The sequence below is a fragment of the Acinetobacter sp. YH16052 genome (assembly GCF_013417155.1).
GTDB lineage: Bacteria > Pseudomonadota > Gammaproteobacteria > Pseudomonadales > Moraxellaceae > Acinetobacter.
In genome coordinates this window covers 92,157-113,288 of the sequence record NZ_VPEO01000001.1, presented here as the reverse complement: position 1 = coordinate 113,288, position 21,132 = coordinate 92,157, and the positions used below count along the sequence as shown (strand labels likewise).

Below are 21,132 nucleotides of genomic sequence, written 5' to 3'. Positions count from 1 at the left end.
GAGACTAATTGCTTGATGTTTTTTGAGCAGTCAGTTTTTCATACTTGGCTTGCAGCTGTTCCTGCGTTTCGACATGGTTCGGATCCAGTGGAATACAATCCACCGGACAGAACAGCTGACATTGCGGTTGATCATGATGTCCGACGCACTCTGTACATAAATCTGGATGAATCTCATAAATGAGTTCACCCATATAAATGGCCTCATTCGGGCATACAGGTTCACAGACATCACAGTTAATACATTCATCGGTGATATATAAAGACACGCTACCAACCTTGTTGAAGTTTACGCTCGAAGGCCGCAACCACGTTTGGTGGTACAAATTTGGTTACATCACCTCTTAGTCGAGCAATTTCACGCACCAAAGTGGATGAAATAAAAGAATATTGCTCTGAAGGGGTTAAAAACACCGCTTCAAAATGGGAGTCCAGCTGACGATTCATATTGGCCAGCTGAAATTCGTACTCAAAATCAGACACTGCACGCAAACCACGCAATACAGCAGTCGCCTTTTGCTCACGGAAAAAATTGACGAGCAAACCATCAAAGCCTACAAATTCAACATTGTCCAAATGACTCAATGACTCTTTCGCCAATGCGACACGCTCTTCCAGACTAAATACCGGATTTTTATGATGACCGATAGCAATGGCTACTACGACTTCATCAAACATTCGCGCTGCGCGGGTTACCAAATCAATATGTCCATTGGTAATTGGATCAAAAGTCCCCGGATAAATCACACGAGTTTTAGACATCCATTTGTACTCTGTTTGTTATGTAGAATCTTATTTTAGCAAAAACTTGTTTTTTTGGTGAATAATCCTCATTAATTTAAAAAACTTCACCTTATTTCTAGTTGCGGTACAATAGCAGCACGTTTGGAAGTATCAGATTATGGCGAAAGCATCTATTGTAGTAAAAAAAAATAATGGCGGTACCATTGCACTGAATAAACGTGCCCGCCACGATTATTTTATTGAAGAGAAATTTGAAGCGGGGCTTTCATTAAAAGGCTGGGAAGTCAAATCAATGCGTGCCGGTCGCATGACCATCGTAGAAAGTTATATTACCTTTAAAAATGGTGAAGCATTCTTATTTGGTGCACAGGTTCAGCCCTTGCTGAGTGCCTCAACACACGTGGTGCCCGAAGCTACCCGTACCCGCAAGTTGCTGCTGAATCGTCGTGAAATTGAAAAGTTGATGGGTGCGATTAACCAGAAAGGTTATTCCTGCGTACCACTGGCCTGCTACTGGAAAGGCCCGCATGCCAAGCTGGAAATTGCTCTGGTCAAAGGTAAGCAGTTACACGACAAACGTGCTACTGAAAAAGACCGTGACTGGCAACGTGATAAAGCACGAATTTTCCATAAATAATGGATTAAAAATTGAATATAAAAAACCTCCGCATTTGGAGGTTTTTTTATAACTTTAAGCTTTGCCGCCCAGTCTTGCCAGAGTCAGGGCAATATATTCCCCAAACCAGAGCGCGGTTTTTAAATCCCCTTCCGGTGGGGTTACTTCTACCGGCGCATTATCTGACTGGGTCATAAGCCCCAAGAAGCTCGACATCCGATTCAGATCCGTCACTGCACGACCTGTCGGCATCAATGGCAATCCACTCCATAGCATACCGTGCTGCATGGCAAACAGATTGATTTGCTGCAAGACCGCCAGCTTGTCGCCACTGAGTCCACCACCATTGGTAAAGGCTGCTGCCAGCTTACCCTGCCAGCTACGTGCCAGCCAGCGCTTGGAAGACTGTTCCATAAACAGCTTCATGGCAGAAGTCAGACTGCCCATATAGGTCGGACAACCAAAGATAATTGCATCGGCGGCGTCCATTACATCCCAGTCTATATGTTCGACATTCATCATATGCACCTGAACACCAGTTTCTCGCGCACCATCGGCAATAAAATTTGCCACTTTAGCCGTGTGTCCATAAGGACTGTGATAAACAATCGCAATAGATTTGGAAGATAGGGACATAACGCTCAAAAGCCAAAAAATTCAGTTAAGTTTAACATTTTCATGCCATAAACACGAATGTCGCCATACGCCCTGTTTTTGGCTCACGGCGATAAGAGAAATATTCCTCTGGCTGGCGATAAGAACACTGATTCCCACCCAATACGGTATTTATGCCGTGTTGTTGCAAGATATAACGTGCAATGGCATACAGGTCGGCATAATATTTACCTGCCTGTTCACCCGCCTGAAATGCACTGTCCAGTTCAGGATATTTACTACAAAAAGCAGCTTTTACTTCAGCGCCAATTTCAAAACATGGCTGACTAATGGCCGCCCCGAGCCAGGCCCAGGTCGGCGGAGTTTGCATGGCTACAAGGGTATTTTCAATAATCCCACCGGCCAGACCACGCCAGCCGGCATGCAAATTGGCAACTTCCGTACCTTTCGCATTCCCCATTACCACAGGTAAACAGTCTGCAGTCATCATCATCAAGGCATGCGCCTTGCGCTGCGTCACCAGACCATCTCCGACCAGTGCGGTAAATGGCATCTGCTCATTAATGCTATGACAAATGGTGCTATGCGTCTGGGTCATCCAGGTAATCTTATCTACGCCAAAGGCAGCGAAATCCTGCAATAAAGCCATACGATGCTGTTGTACCCGTAGCGCATCATCCTGCACATGCAAGGCCAGATTAAAACCTGCAAGTTCAGGCTGTGCGGATGGCTGCACTTTCGCATGGTGAACGCGAGTCTGGCCGACATACACACCTTGTGGAAGTCTTGGTACAAATTGCATCTCGATTCCTTGCTTTGACGCGAGCTAAATAAAAAGATTAATAGGCTTTGTTTTCGGTACGCAGCACTTCAACCAGATTGGCAAAGTCTTCCGGCCACGGTGCTTCAAAGGTCATTTCTTCTTTGGTACGCGGATGGGTCAGACCGAGTTGTACAGCATGCAAAGCCTGACGCTTGAAGCCACGCAAAGTATCATCTAATAATTGCGATGCACCTGCAGGCATACGGACACGCGGCATATACACCTGATCACCAACCAAGCCAAAGCCGATATAGCTAAAATGCACACGAATCTGATGAGTACGTCCAGTTTCCAGACGGGCTTGAACACGGGTGAAGTGCTGGAAACGCTCTTTGACGTTGTAATGCGTCACCGCGTCTTTACCGCCCGGAAGTACAGTCATTTTCACACGATCTACCGGATGACGTTTGATGGGTTCATCAATGGTACCGCCAGCAATAATATTGCCGTAAACCACCAGATCATACAGGCGATATACTGATTTTTTCTCAAGCTGTTTGCTGAGAGAAAACTGTGCTTCCAGATTTTTGGCAACGACCAGCAGACCACTGGTGTCTTTATCGATACGATGTACCAGACCTGCACGCGCCAGTTCAGCCGATTTCGGATAGTGATGCAATAAAGCATTCACCAAGGTGCCAGAACTATTGCCAGCGCCCGGATGTACCACCATACCGACTGGTTTGTTGATGACCATAATGTCATCATCTTCATAGATGATATCCAGTGGAATGTCTTCCGGCAGACTGCGCGTTTGCGCTTCAAGCTCAACATTTAAAGTCAGGGTTTCAAAACCATCACTTTTAAATTTCGGCTTAACCGGTTGACCATTCACCAATAAATTGCCATCTTTAATCCATTGCTTTAATTTTTCTCGAGAAAAATCGCTCCAGATCATTGCGGCAATCTGGTCGATCCGTTGCCCGATATAAGTTTCATCCAGTTGAAATTGCAACGATAAACGTGTTGCAGTTGCTTCTGAAGTATGGTTATCTGCATCCTCAGAATCTTCAAGTAAATTGAAATCAGTATCAGGGATATTAGAATTGGAAGATTGTGCTTGACTCATTTGCTCATTCAGACAAAAGTGGTTTAATAGTGCAATTGTAGCTCATTGCCCGTATTAACAGAGGAATTTTTATGTCGCTACCACATTATAAAATGACAATGCTTGCTGTGACATTAGGCATTGCATCGGCAATGGTAGGCTGTAGCAGTAATCCAAAAAAAGAAGTCGTGGATAAAGGTCCAGAATCTAGCGAACAGGTTTATATTCAAAAAGCACAGAAAGCGCTAGATCGTAATCAATATACCGATGCAGCAAAACAGTTAGAAGCGCTGGAAACTTATTTCCCGACCAGTCAGTATGCCCCGCAAGCGCAGCTTGAACTGTTGTATGTGAAATTCCAGCAAAAAGATTATGAAGGTGCGGTTGCACTGGCAGAGCGTTTTATCCGTCTGAACCCGCAACATCCAAATGTCGACTATGCTTACTATGTACGCGGTGTCGCCAATATGGAACAGAACTATAACGGCCTGCTACGTTATACCTCACTGAAACAGTCGCATCGTGATGTCAGCTACCTGAAAGTGGCTTACCAGAATTTTGTTGATTTCATTCGTCGCTATCCATCTAGCACTTATGCAGTCGATGCAGCACAACGTATGCAGTTTATCGGCCAGGAACTGGCTGAGCATGAAATGAACGCAGCACGTTTTAACATCAAACGTAAGGCGTATCTGGCAGCAGTTGAACGTGGCTTGTGGGTGATTGAGCATTATCCTCAAACTCCGCAGATTCCGGAAGCACTGGCAACGGTTGCTTATGGTTATGCTCAGCTAGGTGATAAAGCAACTTCTCAGCAATATGTGGATGTATTAAAGCTGAATTATCCGAATCTGGTGAAATCAGATGGGACGGTGAATCTGCGTGCAGCGCGTAGTGAAGGCAGCTTCTTTAACCGCGCGACACTGGGTATTTTTGGTAAAGAAGCCAAGACTGTAACCGACACCGATGCACAGTCTGATGCGCCAGAAAATGAAAAGCGCAGCATCACCAATCGCATTTCATTTGGTTTGCTGGATCGTCCTAAAACGGCTGAATAAAGCTAAATAAGTCCGGCAGCATCAGCAAATAAGACAGCGCTTTACAGGTGCATTTTCCTCAAGGGCAAGGTATCATACTTGCCCTTTTGCGTTGTCTGGCCCAGGCTTGAACAAATCGTGCAAAAGGTATACAAAGGAACTTGAAATATTCAATGTTCAGCCAGACTATTTTCATTTTTTCAGTGATTTAGACCTTAGATACCAGCACGAGAAGCTCAGCAGACCATGGCCATTCCTCAACATACGATTGATCAGATTCTCGATCGCACCGATATTGTCGATGTGATTGGTCAATTCGTAAAACTGAAAAAAACAGGCCGTACCTATTCAGGCTGCTGCCCTTTTCATCAGGAAAAATCACCGTCTTTCCACGTCTATCGTGACAAACAGTATTTTCACTGTTTTGGCTGTCAGGCCAACGGTAATGCCATCCGTTTTTTAATGGACATTGGCAGCCGTAATTTTGTCGAAGTGATGAAAGACCTGTCCAGTCAGACCGGCATCGAACTGCCTAAAGACAATACCGATTCCAATAAATTAAAATATAAACGTGAAGCAGCCAAACCTAAAATTGCGCCTGCTCAAGCGGCACCACAAGCTCAGCCGCAACAAAATAACGCCCCAACAGAAAATAATAGTGCTGCCTCTACGGCGAGTTTCGATCCATTTGCAGAGTTTCAGGCAGTCGAACAGGATTTTTATGGTGACCCTTTTGCTTCATTTGAACACCTGCCCATGGCTGAAGTTCAGCAAGACGGTAATCTCTACGACCTGCTGGAAAATATCGCGCAGTTCTATGAGCGCCAACTCCCAAATAGCCCGAGTGCTCAGCAATACTTTAAACAGCGTGGTCTGACTGCAGAAACCATTGCCTATTGGCGCTTAGGCTATGCGCCTGAAGACTGGCAACATCTGGAAAAAGCCTTTCCTCAGGATATTGAAGGCCTAAAACTCCTCGGTCTGATTCGTACCAGTGACAGTGGCCGTGACTTTGACCTGCTGCGTGAACGGGTGATTTTCCCGATCCGTGATACCAAGGGGCGCGTAGTCGGCTTTGGCGGCCGTGCCCTGAATGACGAGATCAAGCCTAAATATATCAACTCGCCAGATTCTGAAGTCTTCCATAAAAACCAGTTGCTGTACGGCCTCTATGAGAGCCGCAAGCAGAAAGCCCAAGAATGGCTAATGGTCGAAGGCTATATGGATGTGATTGCGCTCCAGCAATATGGCATTCATGGCGCAGTAGCCACTTTAGGTACAGCCAGTAATACAGATCATCTGAATATTCTGTTCAAGCAGAGCAATCGGCTGACCATTGCCTTTGACGGAGACGCTGCCGGTCAAAAAGCAGCACGCCGTACTCTGGACATTGCCCTGCCCCTGCTGAATGATGGCCGAGAGCTGAAGTTTTTTGTCTTGCCCGCTGACCATGACCCCGATTCATTGATCCGTCGTGAAGGCATAGAGAATTTCAGACGCTTGCTGGAACAGGCGCCATTGATGTCGGACTTCGTGTTTGCCCATCTGACCCAAAATCAGGACATCACCACACCTGAAGGCAAGAGTCAGGTTATGGGTGAACTAAAAAATCTGACCGAGTTACTGCCCAAACACGGCTCCTTCCGTTATCTGCTGCAGCAATTTTTCCGCGAAAAACTGGGCTTTAATCGTAAATGGCAACCTAAGGTCAATACAGATGCATCTTTAAGCTTTAGTACCAAAATTGATGCTGAAGAATATGTGATTGCGATCTTGATGAATCATCCTTATCTGTATATTCATTTTGAACCACTGCGCGCGCTAGTAGCGGAAGATCAGTTGCTGTTTAAGATTTTGAATATTCTGAATGTGATTTTTGATGACTTGCCGGATGATCCTGAACTGTCGATCTATTATGTGCTCGGTGCCTGCGCAGCCCATCATCATGAACTGCAGCATATTCTGCAGCATGCCAATGTCAGCGATTACACCTCATCGCCGGAACAGGCCGATAAGCTCGCGGCTGATTTTTCAACCAAGCTGCAATATCAGTGTTTAAAAAACAAGATTAAATCCAAGAAATTTAACAGTATTGCAGAAATGAAAAACCTGAAAATGCAGATTTATGAGATTGACCGCAAACGCTCAATGACCCTGTTAGAAGATTAATTTTTCAAATTATTGATTCTTTTGAATCCAATGAAGTCACTGCTAGCTCACATTATTATTTATAATTTTCTCAAATAATCAGGCTGGGTTTTATGTTGAAGTACAAATCAGCAAAGAACCAAGCTTCTCATCATGCTGATTAAAACGAATGCCTGGATTTACGACGCTTCGCGACTACATTGCCCAGTTCTTCCTGTAACAGCTCAAAATAGGTAGGATCTTCCGCTTTGGCCGCCTCACGCAGCACAATAGAAGTTGGATGCAACAGTTTTTGGGTTAAACGATGTGAAAACTCGGCCAGTACCGTTTCCGCCTTTTCGCCCTTGGCAATACGCTGCATTGCCAGTGACAATTCTTCCTGACGTAATGTTTCCCCGTGGTCACGATAGGCATGAATGGTCGCCCCGGCCTGTTTGACCTTTTGCTGGGTCATCAGTTCTGTAGCCAGCTGATTGACCATGATCTCAGCCTCAACAGCCGCTTGACGGCGCTGTGCCAGATTTTCCTCAATCACGCTTTGCAGGTCATCGACCCCATACAGATAAACCCCGTCCAGGCTTTCTACTTTGGCATCAATATCGCGTGGCACTGCCAGATCGACCAGCAGCATCTGCTGGTAACGGCGTTTCTTTAATGCTGCCTTGATATCAGGATAGTGAATCACCTGATGCAAACTGCCGGTACAACTGGAAATGACATCGGCACGATGCAGATTTTCTGCAAGCTGATCAAAATCTATAATTTCAACTTCAACTCGATGTGCAATTTCCTGTGCCAGAATATCCGCACGCTCGCGGGTACGGTTACAGATAATAATCTTGCCCACCCCCATCTCTGCGAGGTGTTTGGCCACCAGACTGTTCATCTCCCCGGCTGCTACCACCATAATGGTCAGCTTGTCCGGATGACTAAATACTTGCAAGGCCAGTTGCGCCACCGCATAGCCCATCGAGACCGCATGACTGCCGACAGCCGTTTCCGAACGCACGCGTTTAGCGGCATAAAAAGCATATTCAAAAATCCGGTTGAGATCGCGCGACACCGTATGGGAGTCTTTGGCCAGAGAAAGTGCAGTTTTGACCTGTCCCAGAATTTGTGGTTCACCCAGCATCAGTGAATCCAGTCCACTGGCGACGCGCATCAGATGCGTCACTGCCTGGGCATTTTCATAACGATAGACATGATGTTGCAGTTGTTTGACATCCACCCCATTTTTCTGGGCGAGCCAGTTCAGCACCATGTCAGCATTGTCAGACATGGCGTAAACTTCGGTCCGGTTACATGTAGACACCACCACCATGTCGTTCAGTTCAGGGTGTTGGCTTTGCTCGGCAAGAATGGCACTTAACTTTTCAGGGTTAAACGCCACTTGTTCACGCAGTTCTACAGAGGCAGTTTGATGGTTGACACCCAATGCAAAGAAAGACATATCAGGTCATCATTTCACTAAATTTATGCTATTGTGCAACATCGGTGTCATAAAAAGCATTACTTGGATCAATAAAAAATTGCGTCAAACAATTAGCCGTATCAACGGCCCTACAATTAAGCAATATTCTACCACATTCCTACTGGTGGGTAGCATGGCTTCGACTGCGCATCTTTATGCAGCGGAAGCAGTTTACCATGCAAATCAAAATTATGATGCGATAAAACAAAGTATGATGGCTGAGTTTGCCATCGCTGCACATGACATTCCGACTGCTTTGCACAACTATACGGTGCTGGCGATCAAGAGCAATTCCACTTCAGTCAAGCAGCGTGCACTGAATGTCGCGCTGGAACATGATGACCTACAGGCAGCACTAGATATCTCCACGCACTGGGTGGTACAAGAGCCACAAGACGTCCCTGCTTTATTTTATTTATCACATATTGCCCTTAAAGCGCATGAATATGAGCTGGCTGCTGAGACCTTAGAAAAAATCCTGCAAATTGATGACAGTGCCGATCTGGAAGAAATTCTCGCCGGAATTTCACCAGAAGGCACAGAGGATCGTACTTATCTGATTCAGGCCTTAAGCACCACTAAAGCCAAGGACAATCCATCTATTCTGGTGCTAGTGGCCGGTCTGGAAGCACAAAATGGTCAGCTTGAACAGGCTTTAAATACAGTTAACCGCGCCTTAAAAAAACGTCCGAATGCGACCGGCTATATCCTGATGAAGGCCAATCTGCTCAATGCACTCGGCGATACTCAGGCGACACTGCAGTGGTATGAAAAATCCAGCCGTAAACACCGTAATAATCTGGACGTACGTCTGGCCGAAGTCAAATATCTGGTCAAGCTGAACGAAGCGACTTTGGCTCTGAAAAAACTGCAAGACATTCTAAAAAAATGGCCGACTGCTGAAGAAGCCCTGTTCATTGCCGGACTGACCAGTATTGACTTGGAAGAATACGAGAAAGCCGAAAAATATCTGGTCGAACTGCGTTATTCTGCGCAATATCAAAACGAAGCCTATTATTACTTGGCGGTGAATGCAGAACGCAAACAGCATTATGAAACGGCGAAAGCTTATTATCGTCTGGTCGATGGCAGTCTTTACACCGTCTCACGTCGCAACATGATCTCGATTTTCGCCCAGCAGGATAAGCTGCATGATGCGCTGCGTTTCTTAACCCAGGAAAGGGTGAATTATCCACAACATGCCAGCTTCCTCTATCTAGCTCAGGCGGATATTTTGACGCGCATGCAGAATAAAAAAGCTGCGATTCGCCTGTTGGAAGAAGCCAGCAAAAACCTGCCGGATGACCCTGAACTGGTCTATTCGCAAGTTCTGTTGCTGGATCCCCATCAGGATCGCGTCAAGCTGGATGAACTACTCAGCACTTTACTTAAAATTGAACCGAACAGTCCGACCTATCTGAATGCCTATGCCTATACCCTGGCGATGCAAAACCGTCGCCTCGAAGAAGCACGCCGCTATGTCGAACGGGCACTAGAATATGCACCAGAACAGGCATCGATTCTGGATACCTATGGTTATATCTGTTATTTACAGAATGACTTCGCCACAGCTGCGGACGTGTTATACAAAGCTTATCAGTTGAATCCGAATGTGAAGATTGGCGTGCGTTATGCTCGTTCCTTGTACATGAAAGGTGATCTACAACAATTCCACCAAGTGTTACAACAATTACAACAAAACCATCCAAATGACCCAGAATTGAAACAACTTAATTCGCTATTGTTAGCACCACAAACCAAAACGAGTTAATTAATTTATGCGCAATTTGAGCCAATTGGGCTGCTGTGCCTTTGCAGCCACTGCTTTATTTTTAACTGGCTGTCAGCAGATGATCAAGCCTCAAGCGCCTGCCACCCCGTCTGTACAGGCAGAGAATCAATTTCAGCTGCAAGGTAAAATTGGCGTTCGTACCCCTCAACAGACTGGCAGCGCATTCTTTACCTGGGTACAACAGCAGGAAGAATTCGATATTGAGCTCAGCGGTATCTTAGGTGTCGGTAAAACCCAGATTTCTGGCACACCGGGACAAGTGACCTTAAACAGCGCAAAAACCGGTGTGATTCAGGCAGCCAGTGCCGAAGAATTACTGCAACGTGCAACCGGCTGGCAAGCGCCGATCAGTTATTTAGTCGATTGGGTACAAGCCCGCCCTGCTACCACGACTGCCAAATTACAAAAAGATGATACACAGCGAATTAACCAGATTATCGAACAGGGCTGGACGGTCGATCTCAATTATAATGCGCAGGCCAAAATGCCAAACCGTTTGATTTTAAAACAGTCACTTGGAAATGGTGCAGAAAACCGTATTACAATGATCATTGAAAACCGTTAATTGACCTGATTCCAGCCCATGATGATTCGTGTTCCCTCGCCTGCTAAACTGAATTTGTTTTTACATATCACCGGTCGCCGTGAAAATGGTTATCATGAGCTGCAAAGTATTTTTCAGCTGATTGACCTGTATGACTGGCTGGAGTTTGAACCAAGCGCCGATGATGCGATTCAGATTGAAGGTCTGGCCTCCGTCGATCTGCAACAGAATCTAATCTATCGGGCGATACAGTTGTTGAAGCCTTATGCCCAAACGCCGTGCGGACTAAAAATTCGTCTGGAAAAAAATATCCCGATGGGTGCAGGTCTTGGCGGTGGGTCTTCCAATGCAGCGACGACCCTGATTGTGCTAAACCAGCTCTGGCAGTGCGGTTTAAATGTTGAACAACTGGCAGAGCTTGGGGTCAAGCTAGGCGCAGATGTGCCAATATTTGTGCATGGCAAAAATGCCTGGGCGGAAGGTATTGGCGAACACTTAACATTCATAGACTTAGATCAAAAAAAATTCATTGTGTTAAAACCTGATTGTTTTATCAGCACTCAACTGCTTTTTTCGCAAAAAGCATTGACAAGAGACACGAAGAGCTCTAAATTTTGCGCCTATCAGGAAACGCCATCTGATTTTGGAAATAACTTTGAGCCACTGGCCAGAAGCTTATATCCTGAAGTCGATGAAGCAATGCAATATCTCGACCAGTTCGGAAAAGCAAAGCTTACAGGTACAGGTGCTTGTGTGTTTATTGAAGTCACTGAAAATCTGAATATCGAAGATATTCTTGCAAATGCACCATGTAAAGCTTACCTGGTCAACAGTTTACAAGAATCACCTTTAGTTCAGTTTAAAGTGTAGATAGGGGTATCGCCAAGTGGTAAGGCACCGGGTTTTGATCTCGGCATCCGTTGGTTCGAATCCAGCTACCCCTGCCATTTTTCACCTGTAGATGTACTGTATTAGGGGTATCGCCAAGTGGTAAGGCACCGGGTTTTGATCTCGGCATCCGTTGGTTCGAATCCAGCTACCCCTGCCATCTTACAGTTCATCAAATTTAGGGGCGTCGCCAAGTGGTAAGGCACCGGGTTTTGATCTCGGCATCCGTTGGTTCGAATCCAGCCGCCCCTGCCATTTTCTCGAAAAAAGACAGAGCACTCATTTGCTGTAAGACTGTTAATTTACCTTGACACTTTACCGCAAAAATATTAAAGTTCTGCCGCATTAGGGGTATCGCCAAGTGGTAAGGCACCGGGTTTTGATCTCGGCATCCGTTGGTTCGAATCCAGCTACCCCTGCCATCTATTCCCATATATCCCAACCGCCAAGGGTGCTTCATGCCCAATCTTGTCGTTTTTAGTGGATCTGCGCATCCACAATTCGCTCAAAAAGTCGTAAGTCACTTACATATTCCTCTAGGCGCTGCCTCTGTAGGTCAGTTCTCTGACGGTGAAATTGCTGTCGAGATTACTGAGAACGTTCGTGGTAAAGACGTATTTATCGTACAACCTACTTGTGCCCCAACTAATGATAACCTAATGGAAATCTTGGTGATGGCTGATGCTTTGCGTCGTGCAAGTGCGGGTCGTATTACTGCCGTGATTCCTTATTTTGGTTATGCTCGTCAAGACCGTCGTCCACGTTCAGCACGTGTTCCAATTACTGCAAAAGTTGTAGCAGACATGCTCACTACTGTAGGCGTTGACCGTGTTGTGATGATCGACTTGCATGCTGACCAGATCCAAGGCTTCTTCGATATCCCTGTAGACAACATCTACGGTACACCAGCCCTACTTGCTGACTTGCGTCAACAATCGCATCACAACCTGATGGTGGTTTCACCTGACGTAGGTGGTGTAGTGCGTGCACGTGCTGTTGCGAAACAAATGGGCGATATCGATCTTGCAATCATCGATAAGCGTCGTCAAAAAGCGAATGAATCACAAGTGATGCATTTGATTGGCGATGTAAAAGATCGTGATTGTGTCATTGTTGATGACATGGTAGATACTGCTGGTACGCTATGCAAAGCTGCTGATGCATTGAAAACTTTCGGTGCTCGCAAGGTTGTTGCGTATGCAACGCATCCAGTACTTTCTGGTAAAGCGATTGAAAACTTAAAGAATTCTGTGATTGATGAACTGGTTGTGACTGATACCATTCCTCTTTCTGATGAAGCTTTAGCACTGGGCAAGATTCGCCAGGTTTCAGTAGCCAGCATGGTTGCCGAAACGATTCGTCGTATTAACAACGAAGAATCTATTAGCGCAATGTTCGATTCTTATCTATAATAGAGCGCTGAATTTTCAAAGCCCTGCCATTTGGTAGGGCTTTTACTCACCAGACTGGTCGCAAGTCTGGTTCATTTAACTTAAATAGGATGTCTATCATGGCAAACTTCGTATTAAACGCAGCAGCACGTGAAGAAGCAGTTCAAGGGAAAGGTGCGAGCCGCCGCCTTCGTCTTCAAGCTAAAGTTCCTGCAATCATCTACGGTGGTGAAGCTGCTCCTGTAGCAATTACTGTTGAGCTTCGTCAGCTTGTTAAATTCTTAGAAAACAATTCATTCTTTGAAGAAGTTATCGAAATTGATGTAGACGGTAAAGTTGAAAGCGTGAAAATCCAAGCGTTACAACGTCACCCAGCTAAAAACACACCAATGCACGCTGACTTCAAACGCGCATAAGTGTTAATGGTGTAATTAGTGTCAAATATTTCACTGATTGTTGGTTTGGGTAACCCAGGTTCTGAGTATGCCCAAACCCGCCATAATGCAGGCTTCTGGTTTGTAGAACGCCTTGCAGACCAATATGGCATTACCCTCAAAAAAGACCCAAAATTCAATGGATTTAGCGGTCGTGGCAATATCGAAGGTCAAGACGTCCGTCTTCTTCTACCGACAACCTTTATGAACCTTTCCGGTAAAAGTGTTGTTCCTTTCGCCAAATTCTACAATATCGCACCTGAATCGATCCTGATTGCCCATGATGAACTGGACATGAATCCTGGTGTCATTCGCCTGAAAACTGGCGGTGGTCACGGTGGTCATAATGGTCTACGTGATATCGTGCCGCATATTGGTTCAAACTTCCATCGCCTGCGTATTGGCATTGGTCATCCTGGTGCCAAAGACCGTGTTTCCGGTCATGTACTCAGTAAAGCACCAAGCAGCGAACAGAATTTAATGGATGATGCAATTTCTCATGCCCTCGCCCGCACAAAAATGCTGGTGAATGGTGAAGTACAGCAAGCCATGAATCAAATCAACGCATATAAGCCGAACTAAACGTTCAAAAATTGCTGGACAATTCCGCTTGCCAGAAAGCTTATTTAAGCGCAAAATGCGTTTGCTCGATTGTTCACCATACAGCAAGCAAGATTGATTTAATCAAATGATCAAACTCTTAGGTCAACTCAGGGGACGCTAGCCATGCTATCTCGTTTATTAAAATGCAAAATTCACCGCGCTCACGTTACACATGCAGAACTACACTATGAAGGTTCATGTGCAATTGATGGCGTTTTGATGGATTTGGCTGGCATTCGTGAATACGAAGAAATTCATGTGTGGAACGTGACCAATGGTAAACGTTTTGCAACTTATGCAATTCGTGGCGAAGATAATTCAGGCATCATTTCAGTGAATGGTGGTGCTGCGCATCAGGCCGATGTAGGTGATATCGTGATTATTGCAACCTTTGGTGATTTCACTGAAGCTGAAGCGAATGCCCATCAGCCTCGTTTGGTTTATGCTACCCCAAACAATACAGTCAGCCACACTGCCAACTGTATTCCGGTACAAGTCGCATAATCTGATCAGACCAGATACCCAAAAGCTCGCACATCGCGAGCTTTTTTAATACTGGAATATTGACCTGTTTAACTGTCCTCTCGCCAGCTTTTAGAGCTTTCACAGTTTAAAGGTTTTAATTGTTGATCCAGCAAATCAACTAACAAGGCCTTGCCATTTTCCTTTACTTTCAGCTCTGCAAATTTGGCATTACGATAACAAGGCTCCAGACCTTCGGCGAACATGAAACTATTGGCAGCAGGATATAAAGCCTCAAAAGTATTGTGTGGGTTTTTCAGAATTAATCGGGCTGAGCGTTCCGACTGATTTAATGTGCTTTGTTCAAAACTGGTTTTGATAACTCTGCGCTGCTGATCCAGCTGCACATAACTCATCACATGCGATTGATTTTTAAAATCTTCAGTCCGGATGTCAGAAACTGGCTGTTCGGAACCATTCCCCGCTGCCACTGCGCTAAAATGCAGATCATAGTTTAGTACCATATAATCCCCTTGCAGGATCGAACGCGGATCGACTGGTGCCAACTCGACAAAGATACTCTCACTTTTGGTCAGATGCCATTCATGCTGAATGATCAATCCCATAAATAAGGCAATGCTAAAAATACTCAGATGCAGCGCCATAAACTTTTTCATCATGAGGTTACTCCTGCTTTCAGCTGAAACTTCGGTGAACTCAACACATAAGCCAGAAGCAACACCAGCACACCTGAGGCAAAAATACTGACACTTTTAAATAAAAAACTTAGTCCCAGATTGTAATACAGCAACCATAACCAGAAGATCAGTAGCAAAATGGTCAAGGCTTGCATCAATCGTTGTTGATTCACCATGGCCCAAGCCATAAACACTAAAATGATAAAAATTTCAAAGTAACCCAATGCAATCAGCATAATTCCCGCAGCAGGAATGAGCCAGAGTTGAATTCGTGAAAATTGCTTGAGATGAATCCCGACAAAACTCAATAGCCAGAAAGCTGGCAAAATATAGAAAATAATGGCTTCATCTATACCGCGTGGCTGCAATTGCTGAGCCACACCAAATTGCAGTAAACATTGAAAAATAGCCGTCACCACCAAAATACTAATCATCCATAAATTCATGCTTTTGGCATAAGCTGAAGCGAGCCAGTATCTCGCAGTAAGCAAAGCTCCTGTCAGAATGCTGTAATTCAGCAGCATGATCCACGTCAGCAGGCGCTGATCCTGAAAAAATGCATGTTGGTCGACCAGAACTGCAATTCCCAGTATATGTGCAAGTAACAACTGCAACAGCACCACCAGCCAATGCATACGACTCATGATAGTCAGCAGCGTAATGCCGACTTGTATCAGCCAGATTAGCAATAGACTCTCTGTGAGTAATTGAGTATGAATCAATACCGCGGCCTGACCGCAAACCCATAAACAATAAGCCAATTGCCGCAGAAAAACTGAGGGCTTGCTACGAATCAACCACCAGGCGACTGCGATAAAAATGATTCCCATCAGAATCGAAAAACTTTTCCAATAGGTCAGCAACAGCATGGCCAAGATCACACCAGCAATCCACGCGCCCAGAGCCAATGGAATGACCGAAAACCGGCTCTTGGGCAACAGCTTGATCAGCAGACCTGTAATAGCTGCGAACCAGCTGAATATCAGCAAAGCTAGTATCAATAAGCCAGCGGCAGAATCCTGTAAATATTGCTCAGTGAGATCAAAAATCAGAATACTAAAACTCAGGGCCAGTCCTGCAACAAGCAAACTGGTTTCAAGCTGTTGATTTCGGGTATAGAAATAAACACTGAATAAAATAGGTAGAACCAGCACCGAAGCCAAATACCAGATCGAATCCGAGTCGATAAACCGGAACATACTTACTACTGAAATAAGCACCACGACAGCGATAAACAGATAGCGCAAAACCGGATAATAACGTAAGGCATAGATCATACTTAGCCCGGTCAACAGATTCAGACCGAGCAGATAAAGAGTTTCAGCACGCACCAGCCAAAAGCTTTGTTTAAAATAAAAATAGAGTGCTAACTGGCTGACCACACAAAATAATGCAAAGATCCCAATATTCGGCCGATACAGCCAAGGCAGCAACAGCAAAGCCCAAAGCAGAAATAACTGATAACTGTCAGCACCAGTCTGATAAATCTGTCCAATCACGGCCAGACTTAAGCCCAGCATTAGACCCGATACAGTATCCAGACTTTGTCTTAACTTTTCCCGCGCAGTGAAACGCACACTCAGCAATGCTGAACCCAGCAATAAAATTTGAGGAATAAACAGCTGGACAAATTTGGGCAACATCCACCAGTTTGCTGCCAGCAGATACACGATACTGACAGCGATCAGCGCCAGCCCAATGATTTGAAGAATTTGAATCACAGCAGGTTGAATAAATAACAGCGGGGAAAATGGACGATCTGGCGATGGTACTGTTCTGGACATGCTAATCTGTTCAATTTTTATTTGATTTCACCTTAGCATGATTTTTGCAGGATATGCCAGGCAGGAACAGTTCAAGTATGCTGTACATTTTTAAATCAGGATTTGATAAATTCCGTACCCTGCAATCATGAGCAGAATCATGCCGCACAATGCCAGCAAATGTGGATAGAGTCGAGAATGGGATAAGTGGTTGAAACCCAAATACACCACAGACAAAGTCAGAAAATCCAGGAGAATCCAGCTCAAAGTCAAAATAATTAAACTTAAATCAAGATCAGGAGTAATCCCGATAAACTGCGGGAAAAAAGCCGCAAAGAAAATAATGTCCTTCGGATTAGAAATACCAACCAAAAAACCTTGTCGAAAACCACCATGCGCAGGAACTAGATTCTCCTGAGCTTGCTCCTGCTGCTTAAAAATAACTTCACGGAAAATCTGCCAGCCCAGATAGCCAATATATAAACAGCCCAGCAGCTTGATCGCATCCAGCCATTGCGCATTGATAACCAGCAAACCTTTCAAACTTAATATAGATAAAGCAATTAAAACCAGAGAGGCGACATTGGTACCAAAAATGGTTCTTAAAGCTGCCGTATAGCCACCTTTTAGGCCGGCACTGGCCACCAGCAACATCACTGGGCCAGGTGTAGCGATCATTACCACAACAGCCAGACAATATAAGAAATATTCACTAATATTCATGCTATTCCCTCAGCTATTGTTGTTTTTGTGCATAAAAAAGAGGACTTAGTCCTCCTCTTGTATATGAATCAGATGCTGACTGATGCCATCTGCCCGCAGAAAAGCCAGATCATAACTGGCGGTAGCCAAGGCCAAAATACGACGCTCAAACTCATCCCACAACGGACGCACCTGCTTATAATGGATGCCCAAACCACTATAGTCGGTAAAATGCCGATTTTTTTCACACAGCTTTAAAGCATGATACAGCTTGCGCCCTTTGGAAGCATCATCACGCAAGCGCACCCGTTTCGACAATACAAAGGCCTGCACTTTGACAAGATCCGCATGCGGTAACAGCGGCACCAGAATCTGATCCAGCTGTGCATCCAGCCGCTGCCACACAGCTTGATGCTGCTCAGCACTATACGTATTCCAGTGAATCACTTCATGATTAAAACGGCGGCAACCACGACATACCGCATCACCAAATACGGTCGAGCAACGCCCTGCACATGGGGTTAAAGACGTAATACGACGATCTGAACTCAAAACACACTCCAAAAATACTGCAACTTTCAGTATCTGCATCACTGCACAAAATCCTGGGCCGGGCATGACTATACACGCTCTCCCCCATGAATTGAAGCCTGTTAAAAGACTTGCGTTTTACTCGCTTATTCACTCGAATCAAGCTAAAATATACGCCTTTCAAATTATCATGCTACGTTGGAGTATTCCATGAACGCTACTGTAGAACAGCTTGCACCTGTAGAACAGCAAGCGACGACTGGTTGGGTTGTTGCCGCACTTTATCAATTCAAAGAAGTTCAAGATCCTGCCGATCTTCAGCAACGTCTTTTGGACATGGTAAAATCCATCAACCTTTGCGGTACTCTAATTGTGGCAGGTGAAGGCATCAACGGTACAGTTGCAGGCGACCGTGCATCGATTGATCAAATTCACCAGTTCCTTCTAAATGAAGGTTTTAACGAAATGGAATATAAAGAATCTGACAGTTCTGAAAAGCCATTCCGTAAAATGAAAATTAAATTAAAAAAAGAAATCGTGACTTTGGGTGTGGAAGTGAAACCGCGTGATTTAGTCGGTCACTATCTTGATCCAAAAGAATGGAACGAACTGATTGCACGTGATGACGTGATTCTGGTCGATACACGTAACGATTACGAATATAAAGCTGGTACTTTCAAAGGCGCGATTGACCCGAAAACTGAAAGCTTCCGCGAATTCCCCGAATACGTGAAAAATAATCTGGAACAGCACAAAGACAAGAAGATTGCGATGTTCTGTACAGGTGGTATTCGTTGTGAAAAATCAACCTCTTTACTTCTTCAAGAAGGCTTCACTGAAGTTTATCACCTGAAAGGCGGTATTTTGAAATACCTGGAAGAAACCCCGGCTGAAGAAAGCATGTGGGAAGGTGAATGCTTCGTGTTTGATGGTCGTACTGCCGTAACGCACGGTGTTGAAGAAGGCCAAAATACCAAGTGTCATGCGTGTGGCTGGCCTTTACTTCCAGAAGAAGTTGCCCTCCCAAGTTATGAACATGGTGTCTCTTGTGTGTACTGTATTGACAAAACCTCGGAGAAACAAAAAGAAGGTTTCCGTATGCGTCAATCACAAATTTTAGCAGCAAAACGCAAACGCCTCTAATTTGGCCTTTTGTAATGAAATATATAAAAACCCTCTTCGGAGGGTTTTTTGTTTACATAAAAATCACAACAGTAATAAAACTCTTACCAATTCTTTACCAAGAACCTCATTTTTTTCCAAACAAGATTGTTAGTCTAATGATACGGTGATTTACAAGCTAAGTCTTTCATTATTAACTGAAATTTTTACTTGAAAAGGAATATAAAATGGCAGGCTCACTTGCTCGAGATTCAGACAATCTGGTTCAATTTCAACCAAAAGAAAATATAAAGTTGCAACGGCTTCATCAAATTTCTGAAGAGCTTGAACAGCAATCACATCTGTTCGTCGTTATCTTGGGAACCGTTATTGGCGCGATCTTGGCGCTTTTCATTGGTTACCATATCAATACCAGCATCATGCATTTTATCCTGCTAAGTATTTTGCCGATCTGCTTGGCCTATTTCTTACGTAAAGTTTATATTTATACCCTGACGCATAGCTAATTCTGCCTGATCATTTATATTCCAAGACTTTACCGCACAAAAAATACTGCTTAGGATACAGGCAGTATTTTTTATTTTGCCAATCATATGAATGTGACCGAATGGATTATTTCCGTTATGGAGCAACTGGGCTACTGGGGCATTGCTCTGCTCATGTTCCTGGATAATGTCTTCCCGCCAATCCCTTCCGAAATTATTATGCCTTCCGCGGGCTATTCAGCCTCTCAGGGCGAGTTAATACTCGTCGGGGTAATCATGTCCGGCTGTGTCGGCTCCCTGCTGGCAGCCGCCTTGCTGTACTGGATTGGCTATAAATTTAACCATGATTCTATTTTTAAATTTGTCGATCGTTATGGCAAATATTTATTTATTAAATCAGAAGATGTAAAAAAATCATTGAGTTGGTTTGAGCATTATGGTCACCGGATTGTGTTCTTTGGCCGCATGATTCCTGCGGTTCGCTCGCTGATCAGCATTCCTGCTGGCATGAGTCATATGCCCTTCTGGAAATTTATGTTTTATAGCGCACTTGGAACCATCATCTGGACCACATTTTTGGCGTGTGTCGGATTTTATTTTGGCGAAAACCAGCATTTGATGCAGCAAATTTTCAGTAAAGTCAGTTATGTGATTATTGCCATTGTTGTGGTAATTATTATCTGGATTTTCTACCGTAGACAGCAGCGTAAAAATCGTCCATCCTGAGGGAAGATGCCTTAAGGAGATTAAAACGATGTCGCATTATCTAAAATATTTTGCCACCGTTTATCTGACCTTGGTTCTATTGGTAGGCATACTCATCTATGTATTCAATCTGGGCGCCATTCTGCTGATTCCTGCCCTGAGTGCTTCTGCCTTTCTCAGTGCCCGATACTTTGTTAAGAAAGAACTTCGTTTGCCGACTCAGCAAGAGAAAAGCAAACTGGTCTAGGGCTCTACTATCATTGCTATGACATTCGGGTTTATCTTTTTAGTTGTGGTCATCTGGATGAACCCGCAGACAGATGAGATTTATAGAACCATCACCTATACAGGAAGAGGAACAAATTCATTCCTGGTGGCTGCAAGCATTGCCTTACATGCCTTGCTGTTTCATATCGCCTACAATGCTTATGCACGCTATAGTCTGGCGAAGCGTACAGGCTTGAAAGAAAATAGGGTCGAGTAGATCTCAAAGATGCAAAAAGGCCAAAGC

Annotated in this window: 23 protein-coding genes, 4 tRNA genes and 1 pseudogene; 18 read left to right on the top strand and 10 right to left on the bottom strand. The window is 44.6% G+C overall.

Translation table 11 applies throughout. The annotated features are described in order from the left end of the window. Positions 1 to 4: 4 nt before the first annotated feature. Both FTV42_RS00580 and coaD read right to left on the bottom strand, forming a co-directional pair. Positions 5 to 268: a YfhL family 4Fe-4S dicluster ferredoxin gene (locus FTV42_RS00580; RefSeq protein ID WP_004280584.1), complete on the bottom strand. Its 264-nt coding sequence runs from the start codon at positions 266 to 268 to the stop codon at positions 5 to 7. A 1-nt stretch (position 269) separates the two neighbouring features. After that, positions 270 to 761, bottom strand: coding sequence for a pantetheine-phosphate adenylyltransferase (gene coaD, locus FTV42_RS00575; protein ID WP_004280585.1), 492 nt, complete (start codon positions 759 to 761; stop codon positions 270 to 272). Between the two features lie 139 nt (positions 762 to 900). On the opposite strand from coaD, the gene smpB reads away from it, so the two are divergent. After that, a complete protein-coding gene (gene smpB / locus FTV42_RS00570) occupies positions 901 to 1,380 on the top strand; it encodes an SsrA-binding protein SmpB (RefSeq protein ID WP_004280586.1) in 480 nt (159 codons plus the stop codon). Positions 1,381 to 1,434: 54 nt separating this feature from the next. On the opposite strand, the gene FTV42_RS00565 is transcribed toward smpB, so the two are convergent. The 3 genes from FTV42_RS00565 to rluD are packed head-to-tail and all read right to left on the bottom strand — an operon-like array spanning position 1,435 to position 3,866. Next, the gene (locus FTV42_RS00565; RefSeq protein ID WP_180037105.1) at positions 1,435 to 1,995 is read right to left on the bottom strand and encodes a flavodoxin family protein; all 561 of its coding nucleotides are present in this window, start codon (positions 1,993 to 1,995) and stop codon (positions 1,435 to 1,437) included. Positions 1,996 to 2,035: 40 nt separating this feature from the next. Beyond that, positions 2,036 to 2,776: a peptidoglycan editing factor PgeF gene (gene pgeF / locus FTV42_RS00560; RefSeq protein ID WP_180037104.1), complete on the bottom strand. Its 741-nt coding sequence runs from the start codon at positions 2,774 to 2,776 to the stop codon at positions 2,036 to 2,038. Between the two features lie 37 nt (positions 2,777 to 2,813). Beyond that, positions 2,814 to 3,866 (bottom strand): 23S rRNA pseudouridine(1911/1915/1917) synthase RluD, encoded by a 1,053-nt coding sequence (gene rluD, locus FTV42_RS00555; RefSeq protein ID WP_180037103.1) that lies wholly within the window; start codon positions 3,864 to 3,866, stop codon positions 2,814 to 2,816. 71 nt (positions 3,867 to 3,937) lie between these two features. Here rluD and FTV42_RS00550 point away from each other — a divergent pair, with 71 nt between their 5' ends. Then, positions 3,938 to 4,903 (top strand): outer membrane protein assembly factor BamD, encoded by a 966-nt coding sequence (locus FTV42_RS00550; protein WP_005106322.1) that lies wholly within the window; start codon positions 3,938 to 3,940, stop codon positions 4,901 to 4,903. A gap of 225 nt (positions 4,904 to 5,128) precedes the next feature. Then, a complete protein-coding gene (locus FTV42_RS00545) occupies positions 5,129 to 7,051 on the top strand; it encodes a DNA primase (protein ID WP_180037102.1) in 1,923 nt (640 codons plus the stop codon). A 139-nt stretch (positions 7,052 to 7,190) separates the two neighbouring features. Here the strand turns inward: FTV42_RS00545 and hemA are convergent, their stop codons facing one another. Beyond that, a complete protein-coding gene (gene hemA, locus FTV42_RS00540; protein ID WP_180037101.1) occupies positions 7,191 to 8,480 on the bottom strand; it encodes a glutamyl-tRNA reductase in 1,290 nt (429 codons plus the stop codon). 79 nt (positions 8,481 to 8,559) lie between these two features. On the opposite strand from hemA, the gene FTV42_RS00535 reads away from it, so the two are divergent. The 11 genes from FTV42_RS00535 to panD all read left to right on the top strand — a co-directional run bounded on the left by FTV42_RS00535 (position 8,560) and on the right by panD (position 14,657). Continuing rightward, complete coding sequence (locus FTV42_RS00535) at positions 8,560 to 10,272, top strand: tetratricopeptide repeat protein (protein WP_180037100.1); 1,713 nt, start codon at positions 8,560 to 8,562, stop codon at positions 10,270 to 10,272. 7 nt (positions 10,273 to 10,279) lie between these two features. Further along, on the top strand, positions 10,280 to 10,858 hold the full coding sequence (gene lolB / locus FTV42_RS00530) for a lipoprotein insertase outer membrane protein LolB (RefSeq protein ID WP_004645779.1): 579 nt from the start codon (positions 10,280 to 10,282) through the stop codon (positions 10,856 to 10,858). A gap of 21 nt (positions 10,859 to 10,879) precedes the next feature. Beyond that, positions 10,880 to 11,707, top strand: coding sequence for a 4-(cytidine 5'-diphospho)-2-C-methyl-D-erythritol kinase (ispE, locus tag FTV42_RS00525; protein ID WP_180037176.1), 828 nt, complete (start codon positions 10,880 to 10,882; stop codon positions 11,705 to 11,707). A gap of 2 nt (positions 11,708 to 11,709) precedes the next feature. Then, positions 11,710 to 11,784: transfer RNA gene (locus FTV42_RS00520), tRNA-Gln, on the top strand. A gap of 26 nt (positions 11,785 to 11,810) precedes the next feature. Next, positions 11,811 to 11,885 (top strand) — tRNA-Gln (locus FTV42_RS00515). Between the two features lie 20 nt (positions 11,886 to 11,905). Then, positions 11,906 to 11,980: transfer RNA gene (locus tag FTV42_RS00510), tRNA-Gln, on the top strand. 92 nt (positions 11,981 to 12,072) lie between these two features. Further along, positions 12,073 to 12,147: transfer RNA gene (locus tag FTV42_RS00505), tRNA-Gln, on the top strand. 36 nt (positions 12,148 to 12,183) lie between these two features. Next, positions 12,184 to 13,137, top strand: a complete 954-nt coding sequence (locus FTV42_RS00500) for a ribose-phosphate pyrophosphokinase (RefSeq protein ID WP_004280601.1) — start codon at positions 12,184 to 12,186, stop codon at positions 13,135 to 13,137. A 98-nt stretch (positions 13,138 to 13,235) separates the two neighbouring features. Next, positions 13,236 to 13,532: a 50S ribosomal protein L25 gene (gene rplY, locus FTV42_RS00495; protein WP_004645781.1), complete on the top strand. Its 297-nt coding sequence runs from the start codon at positions 13,236 to 13,238 to the stop codon at positions 13,530 to 13,532. Positions 13,533 to 13,550: 18 nt separating this feature from the next. Next, positions 13,551 to 14,132 (top strand): aminoacyl-tRNA hydrolase, encoded by a 582-nt coding sequence (gene pth, locus FTV42_RS00490; RefSeq protein WP_004645783.1) that lies wholly within the window; start codon positions 13,551 to 13,553, stop codon positions 14,130 to 14,132. 144 nt (positions 14,133 to 14,276) lie between these two features. Then, positions 14,277 to 14,657 (top strand): aspartate 1-decarboxylase, encoded by a 381-nt coding sequence (panD, locus tag FTV42_RS00485; protein ID WP_005265888.1) that lies wholly within the window; start codon positions 14,277 to 14,279, stop codon positions 14,655 to 14,657. 68 nt (positions 14,658 to 14,725) lie between these two features. On the opposite strand, the gene FTV42_RS00480 is transcribed toward panD, so the two are convergent. The 4 genes from FTV42_RS00480 to FTV42_RS00465 form a co-directional block, all read right to left on the bottom strand. Beyond that, the gene (locus tag FTV42_RS00480) at positions 14,726 to 15,292 is read right to left on the bottom strand and encodes a GDYXXLXY domain-containing protein (protein ID WP_180037175.1); all 567 of its coding nucleotides are present in this window, start codon (positions 15,290 to 15,292) and stop codon (positions 14,726 to 14,728) included. Further along, a complete protein-coding gene (locus FTV42_RS00475) occupies positions 15,292 to 17,097 on the bottom strand; it encodes a DUF2157 domain-containing protein (RefSeq protein ID WP_180037099.1) in 1,806 nt (601 codons plus the stop codon). Before FTV42_RS00475 ends, FTV42_RS00480 begins: the two co-directional genes overlap by 1 nt. A gap of 90 nt (positions 17,098 to 17,187) precedes the next feature. Next, positions 17,188 to 17,799: a LysE family translocator gene (locus tag FTV42_RS00470; protein ID WP_180037098.1), complete on the bottom strand. Its 612-nt coding sequence runs from the start codon at positions 17,797 to 17,799 to the stop codon at positions 17,188 to 17,190. A gap of 45 nt (positions 17,800 to 17,844) precedes the next feature. Then, entirely contained in the window at positions 17,845 to 18,330 is a 486-nt protein-coding gene (locus FTV42_RS00465; RefSeq protein WP_218946831.1) for a DUF1289 domain-containing protein, read from the bottom strand. 189 nt (positions 18,331 to 18,519) lie between these two features. Between FTV42_RS00465 and FTV42_RS00460 the strand changes: the two genes are divergently transcribed. From FTV42_RS00460 to FTV42_RS00445, 4 genes and pseudogenes are all read left to right on the top strand, one after another. After that, on the top strand, positions 18,520 to 19,452 hold the full coding sequence (locus FTV42_RS00460; RefSeq protein ID WP_180037097.1) for a rhodanese-related sulfurtransferase: 933 nt from the start codon (positions 18,520 to 18,522) through the stop codon (positions 19,450 to 19,452). A gap of 206 nt (positions 19,453 to 19,658) precedes the next feature. Further along, positions 19,659 to 19,937 (top strand): hypothetical protein, encoded by a 279-nt coding sequence (locus FTV42_RS00455; RefSeq protein ID WP_004280617.1) that lies wholly within the window; start codon positions 19,659 to 19,661, stop codon positions 19,935 to 19,937. An 87-nt stretch (positions 19,938 to 20,024) separates the two neighbouring features. Continuing rightward, a complete protein-coding gene (locus tag FTV42_RS00450; RefSeq protein WP_180037096.1) occupies positions 20,025 to 20,642 on the top strand; it encodes a DedA family protein in 618 nt (205 codons plus the stop codon). A gap of 28 nt (positions 20,643 to 20,670) precedes the next feature. Then, positions 20,671 to 21,105 (top strand): annotated as a pseudogene (locus FTV42_RS00445) (ABZJ_00895 family protein). Positions 21,106 to 21,132: the final 27 nt, after the last annotated feature.

What these genes read in the sequence shown, in the direction of transcription:
- coaD (WP_004280585.1), bottom strand. Translation starts at nt 761, where the DNA reads ATGTCTAAAACTCGTGTGATTTATCCGGGGACTTTTGATCCAATTACC.
- smpB (WP_004280586.1), top strand. Translation starts at nt 901, where the DNA reads ATGGCGAAAGCATCTATTGTAGTAAAAAAAAATAATGGCGGTACCATT.
- FTV42_RS00565 (WP_180037105.1), bottom strand. Translation starts at nt 1,995, where the DNA reads ATGTCCCTATCTTCCAAATCTATTGCGATTGTTTATCACAGTCCTTAT.
- pgeF (WP_180037104.1), bottom strand. Translation starts at nt 2,776, where the DNA reads ATGCAATTTGTACCAAGACTTCCACAAGGTGTGTATGTCGGCCAGACT.
- rluD (WP_180037103.1), bottom strand. Translation starts at nt 3,866, where the DNA reads ATGAGTCAAGCACAATCTTCCAATTCTAATATCCCTGATACTGATTTC.
- FTV42_RS00550 (WP_005106322.1), top strand. Translation starts at nt 3,938, where the DNA reads ATGTCGCTACCACATTATAAAATGACAATGCTTGCTGTGACATTAGGC.
- FTV42_RS00545 (WP_180037102.1), top strand. Translation starts at nt 5,129, where the DNA reads ATGGCCATTCCTCAACATACGATTGATCAGATTCTCGATCGCACCGAT.
- hemA (WP_180037101.1), bottom strand. Translation starts at nt 8,480, where the DNA reads ATGTCTTTCTTTGCATTGGGTGTCAACCATCAAACTGCCTCTGTAGAA.
- lolB (WP_004645779.1), top strand. Translation starts at nt 10,280, where the DNA reads ATGCGCAATTTGAGCCAATTGGGCTGCTGTGCCTTTGCAGCCACTGCT.
- ispE (WP_180037176.1), top strand. Translation starts at nt 10,880, where the DNA reads ATGATTCGTGTTCCCTCGCCTGCTAAACTGAATTTGTTTTTACATATC.
- FTV42_RS00500 (WP_004280601.1), top strand. Translation starts at nt 12,184, where the DNA reads ATGCCCAATCTTGTCGTTTTTAGTGGATCTGCGCATCCACAATTCGCT.
- rplY (WP_004645781.1), top strand. Translation starts at nt 13,236, where the DNA reads ATGGCAAACTTCGTATTAAACGCAGCAGCACGTGAAGAAGCAGTTCAA.
- panD (WP_005265888.1), top strand. Translation starts at nt 14,277, where the DNA reads ATGCTATCTCGTTTATTAAAATGCAAAATTCACCGCGCTCACGTTACA.
- FTV42_RS00480 (WP_180037175.1), bottom strand. Translation starts at nt 15,292, where the DNA reads ATGAAAAAGTTTATGGCGCTGCATCTGAGTATTTTTAGCATTGCCTTA.
- FTV42_RS00475 (WP_180037099.1), bottom strand. Translation starts at nt 17,097, where the DNA reads ATGTCCAGAACAGTACCATCGCCAGATCGTCCATTTTCCCCGCTGTTA.
- FTV42_RS00470 (WP_180037098.1), bottom strand. Translation starts at nt 17,799, where the DNA reads ATGAATATTAGTGAATATTTCTTATATTGTCTGGCTGTTGTGGTAATG.
- FTV42_RS00460 (WP_180037097.1), top strand. Translation starts at nt 18,520, where the DNA reads ATGAACGCTACTGTAGAACAGCTTGCACCTGTAGAACAGCAAGCGACG.
- FTV42_RS00455 (WP_004280617.1), top strand. Translation starts at nt 19,659, where the DNA reads ATGGCAGGCTCACTTGCTCGAGATTCAGACAATCTGGTTCAATTTCAA.
- FTV42_RS00450 (WP_180037096.1), top strand. Translation starts at nt 20,025, where the DNA reads ATGAATGTGACCGAATGGATTATTTCCGTTATGGAGCAACTGGGCTAC.